At 33.5% G+C, this 15,386-nt stretch carries 10 protein-coding genes; 6 read left to right on the top strand and 4 right to left on the bottom strand.

Annotated elements, in window-relative coordinates; translation table 11 throughout:
- Nucleotides 1-6 precede the first annotated feature (6 nt).
- Nucleotides 7-1,899 (top strand): S9 family peptidase, encoded by a 1,893-nt coding sequence (locus AXG55_RS12050; protein ID WP_233231199.1) that lies wholly within the window; start codon nucleotides 7-9, stop codon nucleotides 1,897-1,899.
- Between the two features lie 30 nt (nucleotides 1,900-1,929).
- Here AXG55_RS12050 and AXG55_RS12045 read toward each other — a convergent pair whose 3' ends face one another.
- The 3 genes from AXG55_RS12045 to pheS all read right to left on the bottom strand — a co-directional run bounded on the left by AXG55_RS12045 (nucleotide 1,930) and on the right by pheS (nucleotide 7,662).
- Nucleotides 1,930-3,531, bottom strand: coding sequence for an ArnT family glycosyltransferase (locus AXG55_RS12045; protein WP_148698358.1), 1,602 nt, complete (start codon nucleotides 3,529-3,531; stop codon nucleotides 1,930-1,932).
- Nucleotides 3,532-3,667: 136 nt separating this feature from the next.
- The gene (gene pheT, locus AXG55_RS12040; protein ID WP_148698357.1) at nucleotides 3,668-6,505 is read right to left on the bottom strand and encodes a phenylalanine--tRNA ligase subunit beta; all 2,838 of its coding nucleotides are present in this window, start codon (nucleotides 6,503-6,505) and stop codon (nucleotides 3,668-3,670) included.
- A 32-nt stretch (nucleotides 6,506-6,537) separates the two neighbouring features.
- Entirely contained in the window at nucleotides 6,538-7,662 is a 1,125-nt protein-coding gene (gene pheS, locus AXG55_RS12035; RefSeq protein WP_233231198.1) for a phenylalanine--tRNA ligase subunit alpha, read from the bottom strand.
- 261 nt (nucleotides 7,663-7,923) lie between these two features.
- On the opposite strand from pheS, the gene AXG55_RS12030 reads away from it, so the two are divergent.
- Nucleotides 7,924-8,835, top strand: a complete 912-nt coding sequence (locus AXG55_RS12030; protein ID WP_148698355.1) for a hypothetical protein — start codon at nucleotides 7,924-7,926, stop codon at nucleotides 8,833-8,835.
- 367 nt (nucleotides 8,836-9,202) lie between these two features.
- Nucleotides 9,203-10,465: an SBBP repeat-containing protein gene (locus AXG55_RS12025; RefSeq protein WP_148698354.1), complete on the top strand. Its 1,263-nt coding sequence runs from the start codon at nucleotides 9,203-9,205 to the stop codon at nucleotides 10,463-10,465.
- 20 nt (nucleotides 10,466-10,485) lie between these two features.
- Here the strand turns inward: AXG55_RS12025 and fumC are convergent, their stop codons facing one another.
- Nucleotides 10,486-11,880: a class II fumarate hydratase gene (gene fumC / locus AXG55_RS12020; RefSeq protein ID WP_148698353.1), complete on the bottom strand. Its 1,395-nt coding sequence runs from the start codon at nucleotides 11,878-11,880 to the stop codon at nucleotides 10,486-10,488.
- 192 nt (nucleotides 11,881-12,072) lie between these two features.
- On the opposite strand from fumC, the gene AXG55_RS12015 reads away from it, so the two are divergent.
- From AXG55_RS12015 to AXG55_RS12005, 3 genes are read left to right on the top strand one after another with little or no spacing between them, the layout of a single operon-like run.
- On the top strand, nucleotides 12,073-12,579 hold the full coding sequence (locus AXG55_RS12015) for a hypothetical protein (RefSeq protein WP_233231197.1): 507 nt from the start codon (nucleotides 12,073-12,075) through the stop codon (nucleotides 12,577-12,579).
- Nucleotides 12,576-13,517, top strand: a complete 942-nt coding sequence (locus AXG55_RS12010; protein ID WP_148698351.1) for a hypothetical protein — start codon at nucleotides 12,576-12,578, stop codon at nucleotides 13,515-13,517. The genes AXG55_RS12015 and AXG55_RS12010 overlap by 4 nt, the downstream gene beginning before the upstream one ends.
- The gene (locus AXG55_RS12005; RefSeq protein WP_148698350.1) at nucleotides 13,514-15,091 is read left to right on the top strand and encodes a response regulator; all 1,578 of its coding nucleotides are present in this window, start codon (nucleotides 13,514-13,516) and stop codon (nucleotides 15,089-15,091) included. The genes AXG55_RS12010 and AXG55_RS12005 overlap by 4 nt, the downstream gene beginning before the upstream one ends.
- The last annotated feature ends 295 nt before the right edge of the window (nucleotides 15,092-15,386 follow it).

The raw sequence follows: 15,386 nt of genomic DNA, 5'->3' as shown, positions 1-15,386 counted from the left end.
TTTAAAATGATAGCTGATTCTCAAAATGCAAAATTTTCCCCTTGGCACTCTCCTATCACCGCTGAAGTCATTGCTAGTAAATCCATTTCTTTCACCGATTTGCACATAGATAAGGGAACAATTTATTGGTCTGAATCGCGTCCGAGTGAAAAAGGTCGTTCTGTCATTGTTTCGTTTGATAATAATGGAAATTATAAAGATGAAACTCCTGATTCCATTCAAGTAGGGACTTCTGTGCATGGATATGGAGGAGGAGCCTTTTATATTCGCGATGGAAACCTTTATTTTTCTAATGCAAAAGACGGGATTGTTTACTTAAAAGAAATCATCACAGGTAAAATCAGAGCTCTTATTGACTCTTTTGAAGGACGATTCGCTGATTTTAATGCTGATCCTTCTCATAAATATTTATATTGCATTCGTAAAGATGATAGTAACAAATCAAATTTTCCCCCCACAGAAGTCGTACGTATTTCAATTCAGAGTAAAAACGTAGAGGTTTTATTTACGGGCTGTGATTTTTATAGCAGTCCCACAGTGAGTCCTAATGGAAAAAAAATAGCGTGGTTGCAGTGGAATCATCCTAATATGCCCTGGGATGCGACAGAACTTTGGATGGCGGATATTTATCCCGATCATTCGATTCAAAATAAAATGCAAGTAATGGGTTCTCTTCCTGAGGCTTTTTATCAACCCTCCTGGAATGAAAATAACGAACTTTTTGTTTGTTCTGACAGAACAGGATTTTGGAATATATATAGAGTCGATCAGAATAAATTATGTGAAATTTTTTCAAAAGAGGCCGATTTTGGTCGCCCTATGTGGATTTCAGGAACGCGTTGCTATGATTTTTTAAATCAAAATGAAATTATTTGCTGTTATAGCGATAAAGGAATTTGGAAAACAGGAATCATTCATTTGTTAGATGAAAAATTTAAAGAAATAGATAATAATTTAAGCTGTATTTATAATATTGTTGCTCAAGAGAATCGTGTAGCATATTTTGGGGGAAATCCCAAATTACCATTGGCTGTTCTTTTTTCGAAAAATATTGATTTAGAAGAGCCAAAAATTATTCGTAATTCTATTGGCAATTCAATAGATGAAAATTATATTTCAATTCCAGAAATAATTGAATATCCTACGCGTGATAAGAAAACAGCTTTTGCATTTTATTATGCGCCAAAAAATCCGAAATATACTTATATAAATGATGAACTACCTCCTTTAATTATAAAAGTTCATGGAGGGCCCACAGCAAGTGCTGATTGTATGTTTAATGCAAAGGTTCAATATTATACAAGTAGAGGATTTTCTTATTTAGAAGTAAATTATAGAGGAAGTACTGGATTTGGAAAAAGTTATCGTGAGCAATTAAAAGGTTTGTGGGGGATACTCGATGTTGAAGATTGTATTGATGCCGCACTTTTTCTTTGCAAAAAAAACAAAGTTGATAAAAATAAATTGATCATTGCTGGTAGCAGTTCAGGGGGATTAACTGTTTTATCTGCATTATCTTTTCATAATATTTTTAAATGTGCTTCTTGTACTTATGGAATTGCGGATCTCATCGCATTATCCGAGCATATTCATAAATTTGAAGCCTATTATGATCAAGGTTTATTAGGTGGTTCTCCTCAAAATGCAAAGCAAATTTATATAGAAAGATCACCTATTCATTCAGCACATCATATTAAATCTCCTGTTATCTTTTTTCATGGAGATAAGGACTATGTAGTTGATGTAAATCAAACTTATAAAATTTCTGAAAAATTAAAAGAGAATCAGGTTTATCATGAAGTTTATATTTTTGAAGGAGAAGGACATGGCTTTAAAAAAGCAGAAAGTATTGTAAACTCATTGCAAAAAGAGTTAGAATTTTTTGTTAAGTGTCTTTAAAATTTTATTTTTGAATAAATACTTTAAAAATTAATCATCAGACATGGATATCTTATTTTTAAGATCACTTCCTTTATAAGTTCCTCTTATAATATTTATTTTAGAATATTCCAATCTTGGAAAAGATTTTATCTCTACTAACTTTATAACTTTTATATCTTCCATTTGCTGTAATATATCTTGAGCCAGTTCTTCTGAAGAAATAATAATAACTTTACATTTCTTTAATTGGCTTAATTTGTCTCTAAAGGAATAGAATGATTTTTGATTCTGATTGATATTATAAATATAGGGATGCCCTTTTAAATGATAGGCAAGTTGTGATGTCCATGTCCAATTTAATGATGCAAGAATAGTATCATTTTTAGAGCAACCATTTTTAGCTAATTCTTCAGGAGTTATAGATTTGGGAAGTTCAATCCCGAGCTCTTTTTCAATTCTTGTGTCTGTGAAAATATACCAAAAAAGTAATTTATAACCGATATTTCCATGGGATATATCGGTTATAAATTTTCTAGACTCTTTAAAACAAAGAACTGTTGGAATTGTTAAAGATATAAAAAAGAATAGAGGAATAAATATTTTGTTAAACTTCCAATTTGTTAAATCAATAGTAATGAATGGAATTAATAATAAAAATGCTGGTGAAATCCAGTAAGGTGCTACATAATTATAAAATGAAGCCAATAAAAAAATGAGGAATAAACCCGTAACTGGTAGTATAGCTAGAAAAATAAGTTTGGGTTCTATTTCTTTTATAGAATGAAATTTTTTTAGTAAAATTATTTTATAAACTCCATATCCGAATAATACCGGTGAAATATAGAGAGAAGATTCAATAATATAAGAGATAGGATTGTCAAGTCTAAAGGAGAAAGAGCCAAAGCCATGATTTAATTGGAATAGAAAAGACGCATAATGGTTTTTTATATTCCAATATAGAGTTGGCATTGCTGTGAGGATAAATGAAAATATAAATATACTTAAAAATATAAATATATTTTTTAAATTTCTTTTGTTAACGATAAGTATTGTTAAAACTAGAAGAAATATAATAGGTAGCATATGATACTTGGAATTAAAACCCATGCCCCCCGATATCCCTAAAATAAAAATTAAAATAAGGGAATCTTTTTTATTTAAATCAAAGTATTTTATTATTTTTAGTGAAATGAAAAATGAAATAGATAAAAATGTTAATAATGAAAAATCTGGCATTAAAATAAAGCTTTGAATGCTAAAAACAGGAATAATATTATAAATTATTTCTAAGTATAAGACTTGTTTTAAATTTGCTTGTTTATTTTGAAATGACAAAATTATATTTAAAGAGAGTATTAAAAAAATACTTGTAATTAAACTAAAAATAGGAACAAAAAATCTTAAATTATTTTCGTTCTGAGTTATGATTGTTCCAAGGCGGCAAATCCAGGCAATAGCTCCCGGGTGATCGTAATAGGATAAACTTAAATAGCGTGACCAGTCCCAGTAATAGGCTTCCACATCTGCGATGGGAAAATGTTTGCTCCATGCAAAATGAATGATTAAAAAAACTATTAAAAAGGGATAAATTTCCCATCGTTTCCATGAGAATGTTGTTACTTCAAGCTTTTCAATAAATTTAAATTTCATTTATTTTCCATTTCAAGGAAGAAAATATTTTCTTCCTTGCTAGAGTCTATCGTATTTTAAATTATTTTATGAGATGGGAAAATATTTTGCAAAAAAATTGGCAATTTTATGAATCATAAAATTACAATTTGATTAACTAATTTCCTCTGAGTTCCGCATGAAATTCATTTTTAACAGCTTCTATAACTGCATTCGATATTTTTTGAATGTCTTTATCTGTAAAGGTTCTTTCAGTTGGAATTAAAGAAATATGAAAAGCGATAGACCTTTTATTTACTGGCATTTCTTTTGCTTTATAAATATCAAAAATTTGGACTGTTTTTAATATTGCAGGAGTTTCTTTTACAATGAGATTTTGTAACGAATTTGCGACAACATCATTTAATTTTTGCGCCGTGATATTCTCATCTAATAAAAATGCAAAATCTCTAGATACAGTAGGAAATTTTTGAACTGCAGAAGAACGGTTTAATAGATTTTTAGGTCGTGAAATGGAACGTAACAGTACAGCCACATTCAATTCAAATGCAAAGCAAGGAACATCTATTTCATAATTTCTCATTGTCTTAGGATGTAATTCTCCAGCCCATCCTAAAGAAACAGAATTATTTTTGTCATCAACAACATAAAAGCCAACTCGTCTGCCAGGATGGAATGCTTTTGCCAAAGGATGATATTTAGCTGAATGATCATTTGTAGAATGATGCTCTTCACAGATTTTTACTGTTGTGATTGTGAGATCAACACTGTGACATAATTCAACGATATGGCTCATAATGTCATGTAAAGTCCAATTTACTTCCCCCGAGTTTTGCCAGTTTTTTTCCATTTTATTGCCAAAGGTTACACCCGCAAGGCGTGGTGTTTCCACAGGTCGGCCTGCCTGGCTTTTTTCACGGGAGTAAGCATAGCCTTGGGAATAATGATACTCTAAAGCATTTTCAACATTTTGCGCTAATAAAGCAGAAATTCCTAAGGATTCTCCATTTTGTTTGAAAACTCGTTCTCCATGTGCATCATAATTTTGGAATGTTCTGCAGGAGTGAAATAATTGTCCACTTTTTGTGCCATAGCTTAAATTTTTTCTAACTTTTCTTAATAAATCAGGAATTAATGTGGTGTGCATCAATGGCTCATCACCAATAATGGGATTCATTAAAGCAACAGGTTCTCCCAATGCATTTATAGAATTTAATCCCAGTTTTTCATGGTCATCTGCTCTCATGAAATGGAGACTGATGACTTCATTGTAACCTAATGAAGCACAACGTGAACTTAATTTTTCTAAATATTTATAATGAGGATCATCGTAATTTACAATGGCGGGTGAAATAAAGGGAGTCGATGGTACGTTATCGATTCCTACAATACGAATAAATTCTTCAACTAAGTCTGCTTCTCCAACAATATCTGAGGATCTCCAGGAAGGAATTGTTACTTTAGTTGATTTTTCTGTTTTATTTGAAAGAATAAATCCGAGCGACTCTAATATATTGAGTTGCTTTGTGTATTCAATAATAGGTGCGCCTAATATTTTTTCTTGTGCTGTAGAGTGGAAATCAATTTCTAAATTACGAAACTCTGTTTTAATTTCTGGTTTATTATTTTCTTTTATAGAATGAACTGTTCCACAGTATTTTGGTTTTACTTCTTGTAAATTTGTTACAAGTGCAAAAAATTCAAGTGCTGATTTAAAGCGTGATGCTTCGTCAATTCCTTTTTCAAACATAAAGCTGGCTTCAGTTTGTCTTGCATGTCTGCGTGAGGTGCGTCTGACGGAGACGGGGTGTGGATTGGCAAATTCGACCACTATTTTCTTTGTTTCATAAGAAACTTTTGATTGCTCGCCACCCAATACTCCTAAAAGTCCTTGTATTCCTTCAATGTCACAAATGACTTCATCTGCTTCTTGGAGCTCTCTTTCTTTAGCATCTAATCCAATAAATTTTTCACCTTGTTTTGCTTTGCGCAGAATAAGCTTTTTAGCATTTGGATTTTGTGATGAAATTTTATCGAGATCATAAGCATGACTGGGTTGTCCATGAGCAAGTAAAATATAGTTTGACGCATCGACAATATTATTAATTGAATTTTGACCTAAGTTTTCTAGTAAATTTCTAAGCCACGCAGGACTGTGGGTCACTTGTGTGGAATCGATGGCAACAAAAAAGGCGGGGCATTGCAAATGATTTTCCGCAGAAAAAGTAACACCAGCGCAGTTTACAGATGAATTTTTAAGAGCATCTTTTTTAATGACATCTTCAGATATAGTCACTTTGTGAGCAAATCCCGGATTTTCTTTTTTCTCAAAAGGAACGCCTGAATAAGTAAGTCCCGCCATAATTTCCCTTGCTACTCCTTCATGGCAAAGCATATCGGGTCGATTGGGAGTGACGCTCAACTCAAGTAACACATCGGATATTTCTAAAATATCAAATAAAGGATAACCTAGTTTTTGAGATAATATATTAGTTGAAATTCCACCTTGGGCATCCTGTTCTATTTCCCAAATTCCGTCACCATCAATATCTTTATTTATGGGTAAGCCAAGTTCCTCACGTGAGCAAAGCATGCCATTGCTTTCAATTTCTCTAATTTTAGATTCTTTAATTTCCAAATTATTTGGTAATTTAGTAGAAGGTAAAGCAACGGCAACATACAAACCGGGACGCGCATTTTTTGCGCCACAAATGATTTGTCTGAGGTTAGATTCGCCGGCATTCACTTGACATATTTGTAGCTTTGCGGCGTTGGGATGGGGCTCTGCTTTTTCAATCCGTCCTACGACAACGGTTTCAAGACCTTCTCCTTTTATTATTATGTTATCGACTTCAAAGCCTTGTTTCGTTAATAAGGGAGTTATTTTATTCAAATCAAATATTTTTGTTTCAATCTGTTTGCTATTAATATTTGTATATTTTGTTAATTTAGGAAGTGATATGAATTTTTCCACAAAATTTAAACTTGCTAACATATTTGTTACCTTTAATTATATCTGTTAGGGAATTAGGACAAGGCAAATGATTTTAAGAAGGAAACATCTCCGTCTAGCATGGAGCGTAAATCGGCAATGGCAAAGCGATCTTTTGCCATGCGATCAATTCCAAATCCTAATGCAATCCCGCTGTAGACATTGGAATCTATTCCGCAACTTTCTAAAACTTTGCGATTGACGAGACCACATCCGCCAATTTCAGACCATCCTGTGTGCTTGCAGCTGCGACATCCTTTGCCAAAACATTGTTGGCATTCCACATCAACTTCGGCGCTGGGTTCTGTGAAAGGAAAATAACTGGAGCGGAAACGGAGTTTTACAGGTCGTCCAAAAGCCGCATTGAGCATTTCATTTATGGTGTGTCTTAAATGGCCCAGGTGTATACCTTTGTCCACGATGAGGCATTCAATTTGTCTAAATGAAGGTAAGTGAGTCATGTCATATTCGTTGCGATAAACGCAACCAGGGCATACAATTTTTAAAGGTAATTTACGTTCCATCATGGCATGGCTTTGCACATTGCTTGTGTGTGTTCTGAGAACCCATTCGCTTGCGAGAAAAAATGTGTCCTGCATTTCGCGCGCAGGGTGATCTTTTAAGACATTTAAGGTGTCAAAATTATAAAAATCATTATCTATTTCGGGTCCATCAACAATGGAAAAACCCATGCGTTGAAAAGGTTCCAAAAGGTCACGCATTACTGTCATAACAGGGTGTCTAGAGCCAATGTTGATATTGGGTAGAGGGAGGGAAATATCTTCGTTTTCTTGGGATAATTTCTTTATTTCTGCTTCGTTTCTCCAGCTTTCAATAAAGTGTTTTAAACAGCTTTCAATTTCATTTTTCAATTCATTGATAAGTGCGCCCGCATTTTTTCTTTCCTCTGCAGGAATATTGCGTAATGATTTCAGCCATTCTTGCAGGGGAGAGTTTTTTCCACTAAAACGAACTCTAATTTCCTCAATTAAATCATGAGTAAATATATCAATCACAGGAGTTTTTTTACCACCTAAACCCACAATTCCTATAAAAATATCTCTTTCTTTAACAATAATCACTTTGAGCTCTTCAAGGTTTTGATACGTCGTCGAAGAGGGGGTATTTAGGATTTGTTTTATTTCATCGGTTCCTGACATAATTAAAGAATCTCCTGAATTCATTTCGGATTTAAAAACTGCTGAAAAATACAAGCAAAAATATATATTTTCGCTTCATTTTAATTCAGCCTAGTGTATATCGTGACTTACCTAAATAGCAACGCGAAAGAAAGCAAATCATTCTGACAATTTTTATATTTTTTCTAACTATTTTAAGAGTGGTTATGATTATCTGAGGAAATAAAAGCTTTTATAAAATAAATAATTATAGATTTTTTTATAACTTATAGGGAGACTCTCATGAATTTCAACAATACTTTTGCTTCATTGTTTTCAATCATATTCATTTCGGGGTGTGGGAATGGAAAAAGTACCCATATGGAAAAGGTCATAATACCTCCTCCTTTGGTAAAAGAAAATTTCCAAGCAATTTATGCCATACAAAATGAAGATGGGACTTATTCAACAAATCAAGGTATTTGGGAAGTTCCTGAACATGTAAAAACAGTAAAAATTATTGGCTGTTCCGGTGGGAATGGAGGTGGAGGCGGAGGAGCTGGTGGAGCAGGCGCTACTTTTTTCGATGGAAATTGGAATGGATCTTCTGAGGGAGGAAATGGCTCTCATGGAGGAGCCGCTAATAAACAAGAGATCAGCCCATCAGGTAATGTAGGAACGATTGGTACATTACATGGACGACCTGCAGGCAGTGGTGTGCCCGGAGGTTACCCCAAAGCAGTTAATGCTACAGTAAATGGAGGATTCGGAGAAATAGGAGAGTTAACATATTTTGGTGACTATATTTTCAAATCTGCAAATGAAAATGAGCAAAACTTTAAAAACACTGTGAAGACTATTATTTCAGAAGATATTGATAATATTTGCTTGGGCGGAATGGGAGGTGTTGGCGGTGCCGGGGGCATCGGTGGCAGGAGAGACTCTCGGGTTGCTGGAAATGGAGGACAAGGAGGAAATGGTATAGATGGAAATCACGCTTTAATGTACGAAAAAATTATTAATGTGACTCCCTTTCAAAAAGTTTCTTATCAAGTAGGGCGTGGGGGTCGTGGAGGCTCCGGAAGTTCTGAAGTGGTTTCAGGGCAATTTGATGAACGGACTGGATTTTTTCCACGCGGTGGCGATGGATCTCCTGGTCAAAATGGCCAAGCAGCAAAACCAGGAGTCTTGTACATTCAATGGGTAGGGCTTTAATTTTGAATTTGTTATCAATTATTGATTAATTTAAAATTAATAACTACATAAATTTAATTTTAAAAGTTTGAAAAAATAACAAAAATAGATTACCAATAATTTAAGGATAGAAGCATATTCTATCCTTTTTGAATTACTTTCTTATTACAAAATTAAATAAAGGGAATTATTTAATATGCTATCTAATATCAATTTTTTTAAAAAGATAAATAAAAATTATTTATAGTTTTTATTTATCTTTTTTTCATTTTTTATTTTTACAAATGTATATTCTAATTCTCCTATCATTTGGAAAAAGATAATTGGAAATTTCAAATCAAGTAGCAGTGTTGTTGCTTCTAAAACTGATATTCATGGCAATTTATATGTGCTAGTAAATTCAAAAGAAAGTTTAGGAACTTCGCTTATTGATATTAAAAATGATCCTGAAATTTTAGAAAGAAGTTCTAAATATGAACTTATACCTGTTGATAACATATCTTCAGAAGAAAATAAAAATGTTACTTATTTAGTTAAATATGATGAACACGGAATGAAAAGTGCAATTTATGTTGTAAATGAATTTGCAGAGAGTGATTGCACAATAGGATATGACCTTGCAATTGATGATTATGGAAATGTTTATATTATTGGAAGATTCAATAAAGATAAATTGTTTAAAACTTTTGTTACTAAATACAGTGCAGAAGGTATTGCAAAGAGGATTTTTGAACCCAAAATTTCAGTTTCTGGAAATAAAATTTTGGTTTCAAAAAAAGGAAATATTTATATATATGGAAGATATGAAAGTAAATATTCTTCATGTATGAATTGTGTATTTATTGAAAAATTAAATTCGGAAGGCGATTCCATATGGGTTAAAACATTTCAAGATAATTCATCACATCTTAATTTTGAAGTATTAAATTCAGCTGCCATTGAACTTGATGAAAGTGAAAATATTTTTATTGTGATTCATTCAAAAAATGGAATAAAATTTCAAAATATTTTTCCAAAAATTGGGCATGAAGATTCATTTGTGATCAAACTAGATTCAGAAGGAAAAGAAATTTGGTCTAATTTATTTGGTGATGCTGAATATAGAACAATAATTTATTCGCTAGATTTAGATTCAGAAGGAAATATATACATTGTTGGTTCCATAGCTGGAAGCAACAGTCGTTCTTTGCTTTCTATAAATGGAGAAAATGGATTTTTAGCTAAGTTAGATAATAATGGGAATAAAATATGGAATCGTTTTTATGGCTTTACAAATTATATAACGCAATTTCATGAAGTTAAGATTATTAATAAGGACATATTTTTAGTTGGATCTACTTCTAAAAACTTAATTAAAAAATCTCATGGCGCATTAAATAAAAATATTTTTTTAAGAAAATACAGTTTAGAAGGTAAAATAATTAAAAGTATTCCAATACCTATTGATCCTGTATTTAAATTTGATTTATTTAGTTATTTAAAACAGGGAGTTCATATCGATATTAATTTAGAAGGAAATATTTATATAACAGGAGTTAAGGGAAATGATGATATAAACGAAAAATCGTCTCATGCGTATGATGGTTTTATTATGAGACTTCATAAAATGAATGAGTTTAATTTTCAAGAAAACTCAATACCTAATGAATAGATATTGAGTTTATTCCTTATTTACTTTCCATGGGGGGATAGCATTTTGGTAGGATCAACCCATTCTTCAAACTGTTCTGCGGTTAAATAACCTAATGCAATGGCTTCTTCTTTTAAAGTCGTTCCATTGTGGTGAGCTGTTTTAGCAATTTTAGCTGCTTTATCGTAACCAATATGTGTATTAAGCGCTGTCACAAGCATAAGTGATTTTTGCATCAAGTCATTAATGCGTTCCGTATTTGCTTTAATTCCTTTGGCACAGTGTTCATTAAATCCAATAAAACAATCTGAAAGTAGTCGAATAGAATGTAAAACATTGTGAATAATAACAGGTTTAAATACATTCAATTCAAAGTTGCCTTGGCTGGAAGCAATTGTTACGGCAACGTGATTTCCCATGACTTGGCAACAAGCCATAGTTGCGGCTTCGCTCTGTGTAGGGTTGACTTTTCCAGGCATAATGGAGCTTCCGGGTTCATTTTCAGGAATGGAAATTTCGCCAATGCCACAACGAGGGCCTGAAGCAAGCCATCTGACGTCATTGGCAATTTTCATAAATGCCGTAGCCGTAGTGTTCAATGCGCCCGATAAACTTGCGAGAGCTTCTTGTCCTGCTAAAGCTTGAAATTTATTGGGAGCGGTAACAAAGGGAATTCTTGTTAATTCGGATAATTTTTTAGCAATCCCTTTGGCATAATCTTTATGTGAATTTAAACCTGTACCAACCGCTGTTCCTCCAGCAGCAAGCTCACAAACCATTTCCATGGAATTTAAAACCGCTTTTTTGCACATTTTAAGTTGAGTCGCCCAACCACTGATTTCATCACCAAGGGTGAGAGGTGTGGCGTCTTGAAGGTGGGTTCTGCCAATTTTTACTATTTTTTCATATTCTTTAGCTTTTGACTCAAATGTTGAGGTAATAGCGTCAATTGCTGGAATAAAGTTTTCATAAATAGCTAAAGCTGCTGCGACGTGCATCGCCGTCGGAAAGCTGTCATTGGTGCTTTGTCCTCTGTTCACGTCATCATTGGGGTGAATAGGTTTTTTAGATCCTATTTTACCGCCGGCAATTTCAATTGCTCTGTTTGAAATCACTTCGTTAAAATTCATATTTGTTTGTGTGCCCGATCCGGTCTGCCAAACGACTAAGGGAAAGTGATCGTCAAATTTTCCTGCTATGACTTCGTCAGCAGCTTGGCTGATAAATTTTTCTTTTTCAGCATCAAGTTCACCAAGTTGGCTATTAATTTGAGCCGCCGCTTTTTTGACTAAGCCGTAAGCCCTTATAAATGCTCGAGGAAATCTTTCGCCACTGATTTTAAAATTTTCAAAACTACGCTGTGTTTGAGCTCCCCAGTACGCACTCTGTGGAACGGCAATTTCGCCCATACTATCTGTTTCTATGCGAGTAGACATAGTAGAATCTCCTAAAAGGGAATTAAAGAATAAAGAAAGAGGAAGTGATCTTTTCTGAACAGAAGCCAGCAAGGTCGACCCTTTACTTATAGGGTTGGGCGTTCAATGTATCAAGTTTTCGGTGGGCTAAAGAGCATATTTTTCAAACCGATAATGAATCATCAATATGTCGACTGCTTTGAGGTGCAAGGAATGGAAGTGGTAGTAAACAATACAACTATTGAGTTTTCAGGCCTCTTAAATGAGGAATCTTCTATAGAAGTGATTAGAAAAGGCCTTGAACAAGCTTTCGCGAACTCGAAGGATAAAGTGATTCGTCTTGACTTTTCAAAGGTAAAACGTGCTAATTCATGCGGAATATTAGCTTGGTATAAAATTCTTGACGGTTTTAAAGATGGCAAATGTATTTATGTGAACGTTCCCAGATGGTTGGTTGAACAATTTAATATCAGCGATTTTTTAAGCGATAAAACTCTGGTTGAAAGCATTCAAGCTAATTTTTACTGTCCCTCAAATGACACTCATGAAACTTTGCTGTTAACTTTAGGAAAAGAAATTCCAATTTTAGATAATTATGATGATTTTAGTTTAGTACTAAAAAATAAAGACGGTTTAGATTTAGAAATTGATTTTGAACCCAATGAATATTTTTATTTTATTGCTTCAAACTCGAAACGGTTTAAGGGAGAAGCTGCTTGAAAGTTGTATGCTTTTTACCTGACTCAATTGCCTTTCAAAATAAACTTGGGATGCTGACGCGTTCTGCGGGTGTTGATTTTCAACCTTGTAAAACCGAGGAAGAAGCAAAACTTTTTGCATCAAAAGAAAAAAATGATCGCTTTTTTTTATTTACCGATGCCAAAAAAGTCGATTTTTTAAAAGAATTTTCATTTGCCTATCCTGAAAGTCGGATTATCGTTATTCTACAAGAATCTCTACAAAAAATTATTCCTTCCTTAATTGATTGTGTGAATATTCAATGTTTTGTAGCAACAAATAACGGCGAATTTGATGCCCGTGAATTAATCTTATTATTAAAAAAATTTGAATCAAAGGATTATCCAGGACTCGATAAACATTTAGGATTTCCCGCTATATTTAGTGAAAAAATAATAAAAAATCAGGCCGATAAAAGAGAAGCCCTCACTTTGTTAGAGGGATTTATATTAAAAATTGGTGGAAATACAGAACGCTTTAAGCAATATGCGCAAAGAGTTTGTGACCTTGCTGATGAATTGTTACTTAATGCAGTATTTGATGCCAATCCACGTCTTAAAGATAAAGCTCGCCATGAACCTTTTGAACTTCAAGATCAAGAATCTGTGAAAATGAAATGGGGTTTTGATGGAGAAGTCTTTGGCATTTCAGTGTTAGATCAATTTGGTGGTCTTACTAAAAAAACTGTTATGCAATACTTAGATGACAATCAAAAAACCGAGTCTATGGGAAAAAGAGCCAGTGGTGGTTTAGGAATAAAATTAATATTTGATAGACTTCACCATTATATTGTTAATGTGAAACCAGGAAAAACAACAGAAATTGTATGTCTTATGCGTTTCGATAAAAGATTTAAAGACTTTGATAGCAGATTAAGAAGTTTTCATTTCTTTTTAGTTGAGGATCATCAAACGAAATGACAGCAGAATTTAGCAAGGACTTGGATAAAGCTCTTGCGGCACAAATTCTTAAAAATGTTTCTACAGGGATATCCTTATTTAGCCCTGAAGATCATTTTATGCGTTGGTGCAATGCGACATTTAAAAAACAAACTTGGTTTGGCGGTGCTGGAAAATCCGCATCTAAAGTAAGTATCAATGATTTATTCGATAAAAAAGATCATAAATTAATATACGATTTATTTAATATTGCCATGAGTTTAGGTCAGGCTTATGATTTTCAAAGACAAGTCAGAAGAGGACCTGTAGGCTCCTTTCCTGCCGAAGTAAAGTTACATAAAATTATTATCAATAATAACTCAAAAGAAGAAATTTTAATCTGCATGGAAATTTCTGATTTGAGTTTGACAAAAATGTACGATGAATTGCAAAGTACACATTCACAAATGCGTGAAAAAATGGCCGATTTAATGTCTGCTCAAGCGGAATTACATTATTCCGTACGCATGAATACAATTTCAGAAATTGGCGCCGATATTGCGCATCAATTGATTAATCCAATTACAATGTGCCGCGGTATTTTGCAAACACAAATTATGCCGAGTTTAGCTGAAAAAACAGCGCAAGAAGATATGAAACAAGCCTTAAAATACATGCAAGATATTCAAGATCTCGCTGTATGGTTTAGAAAGTTTTCCAATCCCAAATTATCTGAGACTCAAGTTACAAAAATTATGAGCATGGTTGATGATGCTCTCATGCTCAATGTTCACAGATTCACCACTCAAGGTGTGACTTGTAAAATTCGAAAAGATGATACTTATGACCCTTCTGTTTTAGCCAATCCTGTTAACTTTATTATGTGGCTGAATGCTGCCTTTGCAGAACTGTGTAATGTGATCCCACAAGGTAACAGTGTTATTTATGTTGATATCAATGGAAATGATGAATTTGTTACGATATCGGCTCAATGCGCTTGTGTCGCAGGCGGAAAACAAAAAATAGCAACAACAACACTTGAAAAATTTGCAAATAAAATGCCCGGCAGTGCAAAATTTGAAGCTATTTTACAAGAATCTCATGTGACATTTAGTTTAAGCTTAAATTGCTTTCAAGAAGTGGAAGAACATAAAGAGGATCAGGAAAAAGAAGATGCTTCAACTGAGGGGCAAGCATCAACTGCAAAATTTGCAGGTAAAGACAATCCCCTTGTCCTTATTGTTGATGATGAACCCGATATCCGTCGCCTTGTAAAGCGTGCTATGAAGCAGTCAGGTTGGGAATCTATTGAAGCAGGAGATGGCTTAGAGGCTCTTGAATATTTCCAAGATCAAGAAAAGAAACAACTGGGCGATCGCATTGTCGCCATCGTTTGCGATGTGCGTATGCCTCGCATGACAGGGCCTCACTTTTTAGTTGCCCTTCGTGAAGAAAAAATTCAAACCCCCTTCATTTTCTTTAGCAGTAACTTGGTAAATCAAGGTGGCGAAAACGGCTTTAAATACGACAATGTTTTTTATATCACGAAAGAAGCCGGTTTGGATGAAGTGAAAAAGGTTGTTGGTAAGTTTATGCCGGCGAGTAAGTCTAGTTAGGACATGTTCTCAATCTGAATTATACTCCTCATTCATTTTTAATTCAGTTACTTTATACTAATTTCTGTCACTCTAAAGGCAGTATACATCGTATATGCTGCGAATGATTATAAAAGAATCTATTGCTCACGAGGTCAACGCAACCCTAAAGATAATCGAAAAAATAGCGAACAAAAAATAAGCAATTTTTTGATCTTACATTCTTAATCAATTGAAAGTTAAAATACCTAGGTCAATAAATTGGGATAAGAATATTTTGTATAATACACTTTATAAAAAATAAAAAGCATTTTAC

It is taken from the genome of Silvanigrella aquatica, from assembly GCF_001907975.1.
In the GTDB taxonomy this organism is placed as follows: domain Bacteria; phylum Bdellovibrionota_B; class Oligoflexia; order Silvanigrellales; family Silvanigrellaceae; genus Silvanigrella; species Silvanigrella aquatica.
This window is presented reverse-complemented; position numbering and strand designations above follow the sequence as displayed.

Coding starts and splice junctions, on each gene's coding strand:
- pheT (WP_148698357.1), bottom strand. CDS start 6,505: ATGTTAGCAAGTTTAAATTTTGTGGAAAAATTCATATCACTTCCTAAA.
- fumC (WP_148698353.1), bottom strand. CDS start 11,880: ATGTCTACTCGCATAGAAACAGATAGTATGGGCGAAATTGCCGTTCCA.
- AXG55_RS12005 (WP_148698350.1), top strand. CDS start 13,514: ATGACAGCAGAATTTAGCAAGGACTTGGATAAAGCTCTTGCGGCACAA.
- AXG55_RS12045 (WP_148698358.1), bottom strand. CDS start 3,531: ATGAAATTTAAATTTATTGAAAAGCTTGAAGTAACAACATTCTCATGG.
- AXG55_RS12030 (WP_148698355.1), top strand. CDS start 7,924: ATGAATTTCAACAATACTTTTGCTTCATTGTTTTCAATCATATTCATT.
- AXG55_RS12015 (WP_233231197.1), top strand. CDS start 12,073: ATGGAAGTGGTAGTAAACAATACAACTATTGAGTTTTCAGGCCTCTTA.
- pheS (WP_233231198.1), bottom strand. CDS start 7,662: ATGTCAGGAACCGATGAAATAAAACAAATCCTAAATACCCCCTCTTCG.
- AXG55_RS12050 (WP_233231199.1), top strand. CDS start 7: ATGATAGCTGATTCTCAAAATGCAAAATTTTCCCCTTGGCACTCTCCT.